Source organism: Ruegeria sp. CDSC025, assembly GCF_059610805.1.
In genome coordinates this window covers 115017-128486 of sequence record NZ_JBXWOJ010000010.1, presented here as the reverse complement: position 1 = coordinate 128486, position 13470 = coordinate 115017, and the positions used below count along the sequence as shown (strand labels likewise).

Below are 13470 nucleotides of genomic sequence, written 5' to 3'. Positions count from 1 at the left end.
ATCTGGGCCGGTCAAATTAGGCAAGCGAAACTTTGAACGGCAACTTTGCAAAGTCAGCTTTGCCCGCGCTGTGCCGTTTCTCTTCCTCAGGGCACAGGAAACGCGGCGCGTGAATGTCGGCTTGAACGGCAACGCCGTATTCATCGCGAAGCCAGAGGCAGAAGCCGCGGACAAGCCGGACCTGCTCGGGAAGCGGTAGCTCGCGCGGCAGGGATGGGCGCAGTTCGCGGATGACTCTTGCATTCTTTCGGCGTTCCGAACGCTCAGCAGCGTTCCAGAGCTCCTCGGCGTTTCCTGTCCAGTTGATCAATTCATGAGACAGGAGGCCACCCTTTCTGCCCGGCGAAAACCGTCGTCTAACCCGCGCATCAACTTGCATCGTAGTTCCGCAAGGACTCACTTCGAAAAGTACTTTGACCGATTGCATATGCAGCTCTCTATCGCATCAGAAAACCACAAGAAACCTGCATCCGTCCGGTGGGGATTGTGCGCGCATCGTAGACCGGGCGCCGCACAGAGGTCGGTTTCGGGACCAAAGGCGACTTAGGGGATGAGCGCAGCATTTGTCGTTTGGGCGGGAACCGGGGGTATTCTGCATTCGTAAAAGATCGGCGGGGCGGAGAACAGTCGAACTTTGATCAACAAACCTGTCTGAAACCTGCCAGCACCGGTCTCACATAGAGGTGCCGAGTGATTTTGTCGACCGGCTGTTGGCTCCGGATGGGAAGATCTTCAAATCCGAAGAAAAAGACACTGGCCGCACCTCGCAAACTTGGCATGGCATCGGGACAACATATTTTGTCAAATGGCCGCCGAAGGTTCCGCTCCTTGTGAATAATTATTAGCCTGCGAATATGAAAAACTTAATTTCCCGCGGCATATCGAAGGCCCTTGGCCGTGGCAAACAACAGCCACTTGAAAGCCCCGAGGCTATTCCGCCGGGAAATAAGCATATTCAAATGCCGCGGGAACAAGCCAACGTATTGTCGCGTTGTCTGTCGATTGATCTGGAGGTTGATCCCAAGGAAGCCAAGTTGTTCGCCTTTGCAGCCGTGCCAGACGGTGATGGAGAGGGGATAATTCATCGTAAAGGCGATCCGAAGGCCGCGCTTGAAAAGCTCGACTTGTTTTGCGCCGGTTTCGCACATGTCATTGGACACAATATTCTGCGCCATGACCTGCCGCATCTCATGGCGGTCTCGCCGCGCTTCGCAAAGCTCGCGGACGGACCGATTGACACGCTGTGGCTCAACCCCTTGGCGTTCCCGCGCAATCCCTACCATCATCTGGTCAAGCACTACCGCGATGGGCGGCTTCAAAGTGGTCACGTCAACGATCCCGAGCTCGACGCGCGTCTTGTGTTCGAGGTTCTTCGCAATCAGATCGACGCCTTGGTATCGCTGAACACGTTGTCGCCAGAAACGATGATGGCCTATCACTGGTTGTGCTGCCGAGGTCCCGGTAGCGACGGGTTTGATCGGTTGTTCAGCGACGTGCGCGGGGCGCCTATCCCGACAGAAGCAGAAGCGCACGAGGCCATTCGGAAGTTGCTTAAAGACTTGGCCTGCGGCGCGCAGGTGGACGCCTTGCTCGAGCGGCTCTCGGACACTGGGCTGGGCTGGCCGATGGCATATGCCCTTGCCTGGATTTCGGTCGCTGGTGGGGATTCTGTTATGCCGCCTTGGGTGCGGGCGCAATTCCGTGACGCAGCACGGCTGGTCAAAGACCTGAGAGATACGAATTGTCGTGATCAGCACTGTGCCTATTGCGCAGAGCACAATGATCCCACTCGTGCGCTCGAACGATGGTTCGGTTTTCCAAGTTTCCGCCCGGAACCAATCGACGAGAACGGACGCCCGCTTCAAGAAAAGATTGTGGCGACGGCCATGGAAGGCGACAATTTGTTGGGCATCCTTCCGACGGGCACGGGTAAATCCATCTGTTACCAGATCCCCGCGCTGTCTCGGTTCGACAAGACCGGGGCCTTGACCGTCGTAATATCGCCGCTTGTGGCGCTGATGGCGGACCAAGTTCAGGGCCTGGTTCGGGCCGGAATTTCCTCGGCAGTGACTATTAACGGGCTATTGTCATTGCCCGAGCGTCAGGATGCGCTTGACAAGGTGCGGCTCGGGGATGCTGCGATCCTTTTGATTTCGCCCGAACAACTGCGCAGCACAACAGTTCGGTCCGTTCTGGCACAGCGCGAGATAGGGCTGTGGGTGTTGGACGAGGCGCACTGCGTGTCCAAATGGGGACACGATTTCAGACCCGACTATCGCTACGTTTCGCGGTTTATCAAGGAGAGCTCAGGCGACGAACCGGCTCCGGTGCTTTGCTTGACCGCGACAGCGAAGCCAGACGTCGTGCAAGACATCCGCAATCATTTCAAAGAGCGTTTGGGGTCCGAACTGGTGTTGATCGACGGTGGCGCATCGCGGTCGAACCTGAGCTTCCAGGTGCTGCCAACGCAGCGTGCCACCAAGATGACCGATATCCTCGACACGATCGAAGCCCAGCTTCCGCGCGAGGGCGTGTCAGGGGCCGTCGTCTACTGTGCGACCCGAAACGCAACCGAGCGCGTGGCGGAGTTCTTAAAACAACAAGGCATCGCCGCTGAACGCTATCATGCGGGCCTCAGCGCCGATGACAAACGTGAGATCCAGGAAGATTTCCGCGTTGGCAATCTGCGCGTGATCGCGGCCACCAATGCCTTTGGGATGGGGGTCGACAAGCCGGACATCCGTCTGGTGGTTCACGGGGACGTGCCGGGGTCGCTGGAAAACTACCTGCAAGAGGCGGGTCGCGCCGGGCGAGACCGCGAACCTGCAAACTGCGTCCTGTTGTTCAATACCGAAGACGTTGATCGTCAGTTCAGCCTCAGCGCGCGTTCTCGACTCGCGCGGCACGAAATCGGCGCGATCCTGAAGGCGCTTCGGCGCCTTGATGCTCGGACCGGAAAAGGCGGTGAAATAGTCGCTACACCCGGTGAGATCGTTCATGAGGAGAAAGAGCGAGATTTCCAGCGGGACAGCAATACCGACGATACGCGAGTGAAGACGGCCGTCGCCTGGCTGGAAGAAGCACACCTTCTGAACCGCGAAGAAAACCGGGTGCAGGTGTTCCCCGCCTCGCTCCGAGTAAGAAGCATGAAGGAGGTCCGTAAAATCCTTGCATCCGCTGAGATCACCGAGCGGCGGCGCGAGGATCTGGCCGCCATCGTGCAGCATATCATCAACGCGCCGCAGGAAGAGGGCATCACCACGGACGAGCTCTGCGGGGTCAGTGGGCTGACGATGTCGGGCGTTCGCAAAGCTTTGGCGGACCTCGAGGCCTTGGGGATTGCAAAAGATGATACAAACATCACCATCTTCGTGCATGTGCGCGTCGAGAATGCCTCGCCGAAACGATTCCAAGCGGCGTCCCGGTTGGAAGCTGACCTGATTGCGATCCTTAGAGAGCACGCGCCAGACGCGGACATCAATGAGGCTGTGCCCTGCCATCTGGCCTCAGTGGCGCAGGACCTGCGGGAGCGGGGACACGCCTCCGTGCGGCCCGATATTGTCGAGGGTTTGCTCCGTGGGATTGCGCAGGATGGCCGCGACATGGATGGCGGCAGAGGCAATATTGGCCTGCGCAAGGTGTCTAAAGGCAGTGTAATGGTGCGAACGCAAAGATCATGGGGGACAATCGAACAGACCGCTCAGCTTCGCAGGCAGGCCGCAGAGCGATTGGTTTCATTCTTGATCAACAAGGTTCAGGCTGGCCTGCGTGGGAAAGATGTTCCCGTCGAGACCACGCTTGGCGACCTTCTTGCAGCAATCAACAGCGATGCGCTATTGCGGACATCTGTCAATCACCCTGCAAAGCTGATGGACCGGGCGCTTCTGTGGTTGCACGAACAGCAGGTGGTGACTCTGGGCAAGGGTTTGTCCGTGTTCCGCTCGGCCATGACGTTGCACATCAATCAGAAGGGCGGCGCTTTTACCACCCAGCATTTCGCGCCGCTCGAAGACCACTACACTGAACAAACCATCCAGACCCACGTGATGGCGGCATATGCGGGCAAAGGTATCGACGATATCGATCAGGCCCAGCGGCTCGCGCATGACTATTTCGCAATGGATCAGTCCGACTTCATGAAAACTTGGATGCCAGGGAAAATTTCGGAGTTCAGACGGCAGGCAACACCTCAGTCTTACGCCGAGATCATCGACAATCTGGGGAATTCGACACAAGAGCAGATCGTGCGTGACGACCGCGAACAGACCAATGTCCTTGTCCTCGCGGGGCCGGGGTCGGGCAAGACACGCGTGCTGGTCCATCGCGTCGCTTATCTGGTCCGGATCAAGCGCGAAGATCCAAACGGTATACTGGTGCTCGCCTACAATCGTCACGCGGCCGCCGAGATCCGGGAACGCTTGCGTCTGCTGATTGGCGAAGATGCTCGCTTTGTGACCGTCTTGACCATCCATGCCTTAGCCATGCGGTTGATTGGCGCGAGCTTCGCCGGACGGGAAACGGCCGATGAGCCTGATTTCGAGACGCTTCTGATCGATGCGGCACGTCTTTTGCGTGGCGACGGGCTGGACAAAATCGAGGCCGAAGCCTTACGAGAGACCTTGATCCAAGGGTTCCGATGGATTCTCGTGGACGAATATCAGGACGTTGGGCCCGAGGAATACGCCTTGATCGCAGCGGTGGCCGGTCGCAGTATCGACGACCCCGATCAACGCATCAGCCTGTTCGCGGTCGGCGATGACGACCAGAATATCTATGCGTTTGCCGGCGCATCGGTGCGCCACATCCGGCAATTCGAACAGGATTATTCAGCCAAGCCGGTCTTTCTGACCGATAATTACCGCTCGTCGAAAAACATCATCAGCGCAGCGAATGCCGTGATCGAAGGATCTCGGGAACGTATGAAAACTGGCCATGGGATTACAGTCGACAAATCGAGGCAAAAGGACCCGGCCGGGGGGATCATGGAAAGCCTCGACCCGGTTGCGCAGGGGCGGGTCCAAATCCTTGGCTGCCCGGCCGGAAATGACGCTCAGGCCCTTGCGGCGGTCAACGAGATGATCCGCCTGTCAAAACTGATCCCGGATTGGAGCTGGAAGGGCGCGGCAATCATTTCTCGTGATTGGCGCAAGCTTCTGCCAGTCCGCGATTTTGCCGAGGCGCATGGAATTCCAGTCGAAATGGCGAACGAAAACTTGCCAAGTGTGTGGCGCACCCGTGAGATGCGGAGGTTCATTGGTGGCCTGCGCGAGAGGCACGTTGCCTTGGTCAGCTTGGGCGACCTTACCGAAACTCTGAATGCGATACCCACGAGCCGTTGGACTGACCGGATCGGCGAGGGACTTGGCCAACTTGCGCGTGAAGTTGATGGCAAAGCGCTTCCGAGCCCTGACGTGATCGAATGGTTTGCTGAATGGTCGAAAGACTCATGGGGCGAGCAGCGTGGCCTCAAGTTGTTGACGGCGCATCGCGCGAAAGGCCTCGAATTCGACGATGTCGTGATCCTGGATGGTGGTTGGGAGCGGCCCTCGCGAAACGAAGATCAGGACGCGCCGAGGCGTTTGTTCTATGTCGCCATGACACGTGCGCGGCGCAATTTGATCGTCATGAGTAACGACAATCACGAATACCTTCCCACCGAGTCACCTTCCGTCGTCAAGCGGCACGTGGTGCCCGACTTGGCGACAGTCCCTGGCCCGCGCCGGTTCTTTCAATCGCCAGAAATGAAGATGGTCGACCTGTCATTTGCAGGGCGCCAAGGTGATCGGCACATTGTTCATGACGCGATCGCTGAAGCGCAGGTCGGCGCGCCAATCAAGCTCGCCAGTGTTGGAGATCGCTGGCAGATCGAGGATATTCAAGGGCGGGTCCTCGGGCGGATGGCAAGAGCATTTACGCCCCCGATTGGCACGAAATTTGTCACCGGCGAGATCGCGGCCATCATACACTGGCGTAAGGAAGATGCCGATGAGCGTTTTCATCACCTGATTAAACGCGCCAATTGGGAAGTCGTAGTGCCTGAACTGGTTTTCGAAGAGGCCAAGGGGGCAGTATAAGATCAGAATGGCAAGTGGGGCGGTCAAGCAATCGTTCGCTGCACTTGCCACTAAGGACTGCTCAGGGCCGTTATCACACATTCCAACAAGATGGATTATTGGCAGCTTTGTCCGCATGGCGGGCCAACACTGTTTTCGGACACCCCCAACATTTCCATGTGAAGTACACATCTTGAGCGGAGCAAATTGTGGAGCAAGTTGTGGAGCAAACAGCCCCTTGCCCATTCAATCAAGCAGACGCAGTCTACATTTAAGGATTATAAAACAGATTGTTAGCTACAATCTGATCCTGGATAAATGGTGCCCGGGGGCGGAATCGAACCACCGACACGAGGATTTTCAATCCACTGCTCTACCCCTGAGCTACCCGGGCACGGATACGGCTTCTGCCGTTGGGTGGAGGCGTTCTATGACTTGCTACTGGCAGTGTCCAGAGGCTTTTTTACATTTTTTCAATGTGGGCGCGTCATCTCAGTTTCAGTTGAAGAAACATCCTGTTCAACGTCTTCTTCACGCTGCGAAGGAACCGCGTAAGACCCGTTCAGCCACTTGGCCAAATCAATGTCTGCACAGCGTTTCGAACAAAAAGGACGGAATTGAGACACCGTTGGTTCGTGACAGATCGGACAGCTCATTTCAGCACTTCCGCAAGGGAAATCCGGCCGCGTTTGCGTTGCAACTCATAGTGACCCAACGGGGTCCATCCTGCCAGAATCGTCTCGATCGGATCAGACTTGAATGCAGATCGCAAAGCGGCTTCGAAACCGCGCCGGTCTTTCTTGGGCATTGGAGCGAGGTCGAGCGTGATCTGCCCCCCCAACCCACGGACACGCAATGCACGTGGCAGTGCTTTTGCGCAGGCGAAATTGGCCTTGGTTCCGGCGGCCATCGAGGTGTCTGAACCCGTGTTTACATCTACGGCCACCAGGGCGCGGGTGGGCTGGATATAGATGTGTCCGCCCCCGGCCAATGGTTCTGATATTCCGCCCGCCTGATCCAATGCATCCAAGACACCATGCGCCTCAAAGGCGCCGGGCTCGGTGACGACCTCGGCCGGGTCGGTCCAGTCGCGCCAGGCCAAAACATGCGGCCCATCACCTGCGAGCAGAACCTCAGGCTCGGTACCGGGATCGTTCATCACAGCATCGGCATGAGCCAGCATGACGCCGATATCCTCGGCAATCTCTTGGGCATTCTCGCCCTGACAGCAGGACCGCAGGATCAACCCGTGTTCGCTGCCTGCCATGGCCTCATGTGCGATTTCCAGCAAGCGGTCGCGTTCATCCTCATCCCGGATACTGCGCGATATATTCAGGCCCGGTGCATCCGGAGTGACAATCGCAAAGCGGCTTTTGAACAGCACGCGATCCGTCACCGGCAGCGCCTTTCCGGGTTCGACAAAACCGGTCACCTGGACCAGTTTAAGCTCTCCGAGGGCCAATCCTTTGACCTGTCGCAAAAAGGCCTGGCCGTCCGGCGTGGCCAGAAACATCCCGCCCTGCCCCTTGACCGGGCGATCCGCCCGCGCCCGGTAGATGGTACCGGGGGCCGGGGCTTCGGAAGCAATCAGGAAATCGTCAAGCTTTCCGTCCACCATCAACGCCGCTGCCTCGCGGTTGTTGATGTGGTCTAAAACGATGGTACGCCCCTTCATGGTGCCTCACGATACAAAGGATAGCCGATGCCCTGCAGCAAAGCGGCGGTCTCGGATAATGGTAGTCCCACGATGCCGGTAAATGAGCCGGAAATCCATGGGATGAACGCCCCTGCAGGCCCCTGGATTGCATATGCACCGGCTTTGCCTTGCCAGTCACCCGTTGCCAGATAGGCATTGATCTCAACATCCGATAGGCACTTGACCTTGACCTGAGACACCACATCGCGTTGCGATATGCGGTCTCCGCGCCGAACTGCAACCGAGGTAATCACCCGGTGCCGCCGTCCAGACAGAGCGTGCAGAAACTCGGCCGCCTGACCTGCATCTTCAGGCTTTCCCAAGATGCGCCGACCCAGCGCGACCGTGGTGTCCGCACAAAGTGTGACATCATCGCTTTCGGCGGGAACAGCTTGCACCTTGGCGCGTGTGATCCGGTGGCAGTAGGGCACCGGCAGTTCACCTTTCAAAGGCGTTTCGTCAATGTCAGGGGCGCGGATGGCGTCGGGCTGCACACCAAGCTGCGCCAGCAGGTCCAGCCGCCTTGGACTGCCCGATCCGAGAATAAACGCCATGTGTCGGGCGTTACTTAAAGCGATAGTTGATCCGACCTTTGGTCAGATCGTAGGGGGTCATCTCGACTTGAACTTTGTCGCCAGCCAGAACACGGATGCGGTTTTTGCGCATCTTGCCTGCCGTATGTGCGATGATCTCATGGCCGTTTTCCAGCTCGACCCGAAACGTCGCATTAGGCAGGAGTTCCTTCACGACACCGGGAAATTCGAGCGTATCTTCCTTGGCCATGTTGTCTCCATAATTACGTTGCACCCGCAGAATCTACGGGGATGTGCGCCTAAATGAGCCTATTTGGGGCTTATTTCAAGGGCGTATTCACCTAAAGAGAGGATATTGTGACTGTTTCGACTCGACCGCACTGCTCGTCCCAATGGGCGCGGTTCAACACATGGCCATCCCGGCGCACATTGGCGATCGTTGTCAAGTCGACGTCGGCATAGGTCCAGCCAGGTTGGTTCAGCGCACCCTCTGCTAACACTCCGGTCGCGGGAAAACCCTTGTCAGGTGGACCAAAAATACCGCCCGTTCCTGTATTCATATCCACCGCATCGGACCATTCGTTTTTGCCCACCAGAGACGCCATGACCGTAACACATTGGTTTTCCAGCGCACGCGACATAGCCCCGATGCGGACACGCCAGTATCCTGCCAACGCCTCGGTGCATGAGGGAACCAGGATTATATCCGCCTCACTTAGGGCTCTGCCCAGCAGGGGGAATTCACTGTCATAGCAGATCAGGATTCCGATTTTTCCAAGTGGGGTATCAAACAATTTCAGTGGTCCGCCCGGCGCGATATCCCAGTCTTCGCGTTCAAAGCGGGTCATGATCTGTTTGTCCTGATGGTCAAACGTCCCGTTCGGAGCGTAGAGCACAGCCCGGTTTACCGGACGGCCTGACCCGTCAATCACTGGAGCGGATGCGCCCAGGATGTAGGTCTCATGCTCTTGAGCCAGACGCGAATGCAGGGCCTGCACGTCCCCCATCCGATCTGAAACAGCACGGATCGAACGCTCTAGATCACCCGCTACTTCGGCCCCGTCCAAAGTCGACAATTCCATCGCGCCGTACTCGGGGAACACGAGAAGATCTGCCCCCTGCCCTGCGGCATCCGAGACCCAGCGGGCCAGCTTATCTTCATACTGCGCCCAGTTTTCGAGCCAGTCGAGGTTATAGGCGGCGGTGGCAAGTCTCATGGGGCATTCCTTGCAGTCTTAACTCGGCTGAAATCTAAGTGTGCGTTCGTGGACTGTATAGCCCAACCGTGACACATTGAATTTAGGACAGCTAGTTCATTTGTAAGCCCATGGCATACGAACTTCAGCACTGGTAAATGAGAGCAAGAAAATTGAGGATTTTCCAGTGATGAATTTTAGAATCCTTTGCTTGGTTTTAGGAACAACGTGCTTATCTGTGCCCGCGCTTGCGGACTGTTTTGATACGCCAACATGGCACGACGAACCGCTTACTCAGTTGTTTTTGGATGGTTTGGGTGATGGCAAAGAGCAAGACGTTAGACGAGCCAGTTTGACCATGTTGCTTATGTCCAAAGAACCCGCCCGCGAACAGCGGGATGAGTTAAAGTTCTATTTGATGCGGACGGCATTAATGCAATTCGATGGCGACAAAGGGGCGCTCAGGAAGAAACTGCAAGATGGTTCGCTTTATGATGTCATTCAACTGACTGACTTCTCCCGTTCGAACCCGAGGGATCAAAGCAGGATCATCTCCGCTTACTGGTTAAACGGGTGCGTTGAGGAAGCGCTTGAATTACTTGCCTCGACGAACAACTCGCTGACAAGCCAATACTATATGCCAATAGCCACCGGAGATGCCGAGTTACTTCGCAGCCTAGCGCAACGCCTGGAGCCGGGCGGATACCATCAAAAAAGACTAATTACTTTTGCAAAGCTGCTTGAGAGCCCGGACACCAAAGAAGAAACTCTTCAAGAGTTTTTGGATTATCTGGAGTCGGAAAGAACAGGTGCCGAGTCAGAGGATTGGATTGACAGCACTGGAGTAAAGGTTGCTCTGAACGTAATTCGAGGCCAGCAACCGGACCTGGAGCTGTTACCGACTGAACCTGTCTATGACCCGGTCGAACTAGAGCTCAGCGGTATGCGATTCTCAGCCTATGTCGCATGGATGGGCGCCGCTGGATTTTGCGAAGCGACTTGGAAAACATCTTTTGTCCTTCTAGGCACGCCAGCCAAAAGCATGCCCTTCAATCGCGAGCTTCTTGAAGCGTCTGTGATCAGGTGCGTAGAAAATCATGATGGATGAGGGCCGGTAGACGTTGATTTCGGCTTTCTCCGCACAGCGGGCAAAACCACCTACAAATCCCTGATCCAGAATTGCAAAGGCTTCAGCGTCTCGCCTTCTTCACCGATATCCCTCCACGAAAACTGCGCAATAGCGCCGGGCAACGGCTCATACTTCCGCGCGCTCCAAAAAGCATCCAGCGGGCGGTAGGTATCAGGCCGCATCGGGTGATCGGTCGTGCGTTGCACACCGCAAAAGGCGCATTTCGTGAAGCCAAAGCTGCGCGCATGGGCTTCGCGCAAATCAAAGAACCTATGCCCCACGCCCTGCCCGCGATAGTTGGGCAGCAAGACGGATTCCGCGCAGTAGAAGATCTGGGACAAGTCCAGCCCAGAGCCATCGAAGGCCGCCGCGAAATCGGCGGCATGGTCGGCTAGCGGGGCGCCGGTCGATGCGCCGATCAGACGATCCCCGTCAAAGGCACCAACAACGATGGATCTGTCGCTGTCACGGTAGGATTGCAGGTATTTCCGCTCGTATTCCAGATCGCCGCCATAAAGATACGGCCATGCCCGAAACACCTCGATCCGCAAGCGAGCGACGTCATCCAGAGCCGCCTCAAGCGCCGCCCCGGTCAAGGCGCGAACGCCTGTGACCTCAGCCATTCGAGACCTGCTTGGTCCAGTCGGCCAGGTTGTAAAAGGTGGTGACCCGCGTGATCTTGCCATCCTTCAGGTCAAAGAATGACCCGGCTGGTAGGCGGTAGGTCTGCCCGCGTGCTTTGGGCAGGCCTTCATCCGTCTCAAGATAGGTGCCGTTCACGATGAATTCAGCGGCGGCACGGGTACCGCCCTCGGCCGCGAACACAACGATATCGGTGAGGTTCTCGCGATAGCAGCGGTTCATGTGGTCACAAAAAGCTGCGAATTTCTCTTTGCCCACTCGTATCTGCCCTTCGTTCACATGATGGGCCACGTCGTCGGACAAACAGGCCAGCATGCCGGTTACGTCCCCGGCGTTGAAGGCTTCGAAATAGGTTTTGACGGTTTCGTTCATGGTCACTCCGTTGGTTCGCCCCAGCGGTCCTTCAGATGCTGAATGATCTGATCGCGGGTCTGTCGGTAGTGATGTAACTTTTCCTCGCGGCTTTCGCCCAGCCCGGTAGGGTCCATTATTGGCCAATAATCGACATCCAGATGAAAAACCCGCGTCAAATCCAGCGCACGGCGCTGGCTGGCCGGCGACAGCGCTACAATCAGATCGAACGAGCTGAGGTCGTCGCCCCATTCCTGCATTTCATCGAACGACCGGGACCGGTGACGTGAAAGCTCGACGTCGATTTCATGACAGACCGAAATGCAAAAGCCATCGATCTCAAGATCGTTGTGCACCCCGGCGGATTGCACATAGGTGCCGGTGCCATAAAACTTCTTCATGATGCCTTCGGCCATCGGAGATCGGACCGAATTGTGGTCGCAACAGAACAAGATGGACTGCGGCAGAGACGTCACCCGTCACCCCCCGAAATGCAATACGCAGATCAGCGTGAACAGGCGACGGGCTGTGTCTGAATCAACTTCGGCCTTGCCTTCCAGACGTTCCTGCAACACCCGACTGCCTTCGTTGTGGATACCGCGCCGGGCCATGTCGATGGTTTCGATCTGGCTGGGCGGCAAAGTCTTTACGGCGTCGAAATAGCTTTCACAGATCTGGAAGTAGTCCTTGACCACCTGCCTGAATGGTCCAAGGGACAGATGGAACTCGGCCGCTTTTTCTTCGGCTTCGGTGGCAATGTCGAAGACCAAACGCTTGTCACGGATCGAGAGCTGCACATGATACGGCCCTTCCGGAACCACACGATCATCGCGTTTGGGCAGCGCGAAAGCGTTATCCTCAAGCAGATCATAGATTGCCACCTTGCGCTCCTGCTCGATCTCGGGAGTCGGCGGGGGCAAGTTTCTATCATCCAGTTCGATGTGCGAAATTCGGGTCATGGTCGTTTGGTCCACTCAGGTCGGGACAGACTTATCCCAATGGAAATAAATGGGCAACGCAGTGACCGCCCGTCCGACGAAAATCGTCAAAGCGGGTGTTCGGACGGATCTATTCCGTGTTTGCGCAACAGCGTATCGACCAGTGAACCAGAGTTGATTTGGCGGCCAAGAAAGATCTTTCGGAACCAGGATCCAAAAAAATGGACAGACATCTGTTGGTCCCACTTCAAAAAATCCAGTTTGGAAAGGTCAGGATCATTCCAAAGGCCGCGATATCGCAATGGGATAGGATAGAGGACCGACCTGTGCACAGCCATCTCATGCTCTGGTGTGCCATAAAGAAAGTGAAACAGCATGGGCGGACCAAAGCTGAAAATTGGCAGGCTCCAATAGGTCGACCCGTTGAACATCTGGCGGTAGGTTTCCCTATGTTCTTGTGTCCACCATGGCGGCACCAGATCGCTGTCAAAAGCATATTTGCACATGGCCTGCAGCCCCGGACTGTCGCTGGGCAACGCAAGTACACCGTTCATGATCCGTTGTTTCTTGAGGTTCGCATTCGGAAAAAGATACCCGTTCTTTGTCTCGAATGGCCGGACCGCATAAGCATCCGCATCGGCCCAGATATAGTCGGTTTTTTGCATCAACTGCAGACGGAAAAGATCTGCATGAACGGCCACGGATCGGGTTATCGGATCGCGGTAGATCTCGGGAGTATCATAAATTTCGCGGGCATCGCGCGGTTCGATATAATCCGGAATGTCTTCAAGATCGCCATAGTGATAGACGATTGGCTTCTGGTCGACATCGGCGAAGGACTTCAGGCACAGATGCTCCAAAAAGCTAAAGCGCTTACCGATCCAGAGGGTCGCCACACGTTCCAAATCAACCTCCTTTAGATCCGGTCGCAC

At 56.5% G+C, this 13470-nt stretch carries 13 protein-coding genes and 1 tRNA gene; 2 read left to right on the top strand and 12 right to left on the bottom strand.

Going from position 1 to position 13470, the window contains the following annotated elements:
• Positions 1–16 precede the first annotated feature (16 nt).
• Positions 17–379 (bottom strand): MobA/MobL family protein, encoded by a 363-nt coding sequence (locus AC2FH8_RS15010; RefSeq protein WP_496690129.1) that lies wholly within the window; start codon positions 377–379, stop codon positions 17–19.
• A 580-nt stretch (positions 380–959) separates the two neighbouring features.
• Here AC2FH8_RS15010 and AC2FH8_RS15005 point away from each other — a divergent pair.
• On the top strand, positions 960–6074 hold the full coding sequence (locus AC2FH8_RS15005) for a RecQ family ATP-dependent DNA helicase (RefSeq protein ID WP_496690128.1): 5115 nt from the start codon (positions 960–962) through the stop codon (positions 6072–6074).
• A gap of 298 nt (positions 6075–6372) precedes the next feature.
• Here AC2FH8_RS15005 and AC2FH8_RS15000 read toward each other — a convergent pair.
• From AC2FH8_RS15000 to AC2FH8_RS14975, 6 genes are all read right to left on the bottom strand, one after another.
• A tRNA-Phe gene (locus AC2FH8_RS15000) sits at positions 6373–6447 on the bottom strand.
• A 79-nt stretch (positions 6448–6526) separates the two neighbouring features.
• Positions 6527–6709, bottom strand: coding sequence for a DNA gyrase inhibitor YacG (locus tag AC2FH8_RS14995; protein ID WP_496690127.1), 183 nt, complete (start codon positions 6707–6709; stop codon positions 6527–6529).
• Positions 6706–7728 carry a ribonuclease E/G gene (locus AC2FH8_RS14990; RefSeq protein ID WP_496690126.1) on the bottom strand — a complete coding sequence of 341 codons (1023 nt, stop codon included), beginning with the start codon at positions 7726–7728 and terminating at the stop codon, positions 6706–6708. The genes AC2FH8_RS14995 and AC2FH8_RS14990 overlap by 4 nt, the downstream gene beginning before the upstream one ends.
• Positions 7725–8303: a Maf family protein gene (locus AC2FH8_RS14985; protein ID WP_142639008.1), complete on the bottom strand. Its 579-nt coding sequence runs from the start codon at positions 8301–8303 to the stop codon at positions 7725–7727. The genes AC2FH8_RS14990 and AC2FH8_RS14985 overlap by 4 nt, the downstream gene beginning before the upstream one ends.
• Before the next feature lie 10 nt (positions 8304–8313).
• Complete coding sequence (infA, locus tag AC2FH8_RS14980) at positions 8314–8532, bottom strand: translation initiation factor IF-1 (RefSeq protein WP_005978431.1); 219 nt, start codon at positions 8530–8532, stop codon at positions 8314–8316.
• A gap of 91 nt (positions 8533–8623) precedes the next feature.
• Complete coding sequence (locus AC2FH8_RS14975; protein ID WP_142639010.1) at positions 8624–9499, bottom strand: carbon-nitrogen hydrolase family protein; 876 nt, start codon at positions 9497–9499, stop codon at positions 8624–8626.
• Between the two features lie 169 nt (positions 9500–9668).
• On the opposite strand from AC2FH8_RS14975, the gene AC2FH8_RS14970 reads away from it, so the two are divergent.
• Positions 9669–10586, top strand: coding sequence for a hypothetical protein (locus AC2FH8_RS14970; protein ID WP_142639012.1), 918 nt, complete (start codon positions 9669–9671; stop codon positions 10584–10586).
• 50 nt (positions 10587–10636) lie between these two features.
• On the opposite strand, the gene AC2FH8_RS14965 is transcribed toward AC2FH8_RS14970, so the two are convergent.
• The 5 genes from AC2FH8_RS14965 to AC2FH8_RS14945 form a co-directional block, all read right to left on the bottom strand.
• Entirely contained in the window at positions 10637–11230 is a 594-nt protein-coding gene (locus AC2FH8_RS14965; protein ID WP_281995643.1) for a GNAT family N-acetyltransferase, read from the bottom strand.
• Positions 11223–11621 (bottom strand): ketosteroid isomerase-related protein, encoded by a 399-nt coding sequence (locus tag AC2FH8_RS14960; protein WP_281995642.1) that lies wholly within the window; start codon positions 11619–11621, stop codon positions 11223–11225. Before AC2FH8_RS14960 ends, AC2FH8_RS14965 begins: the two co-directional genes overlap by 8 nt.
• A 2-nt stretch (positions 11622–11623) precedes the next feature.
• Complete coding sequence (locus AC2FH8_RS14955; RefSeq protein WP_142639018.1) at positions 11624–12076, bottom strand: arsenate-mycothiol transferase ArsC; 453 nt, start codon at positions 12074–12076, stop codon at positions 11624–11626.
• Between the two features lie 3 nt (positions 12077–12079).
• Positions 12080–12559, bottom strand: a complete 480-nt coding sequence (locus tag AC2FH8_RS14950) for a UPF0262 family protein (protein ID WP_142639020.1) — start codon at positions 12557–12559, stop codon at positions 12080–12082.
• Between the two features lie 86 nt (positions 12560–12645).
• The gene (locus AC2FH8_RS14945; protein WP_496690125.1) at positions 12646–13443 is read right to left on the bottom strand and encodes a hypothetical protein; all 798 of its coding nucleotides are present in this window, start codon (positions 13441–13443) and stop codon (positions 12646–12648) included.
• Between the last annotated feature and the right edge of the window lie 27 nt (positions 13444–13470).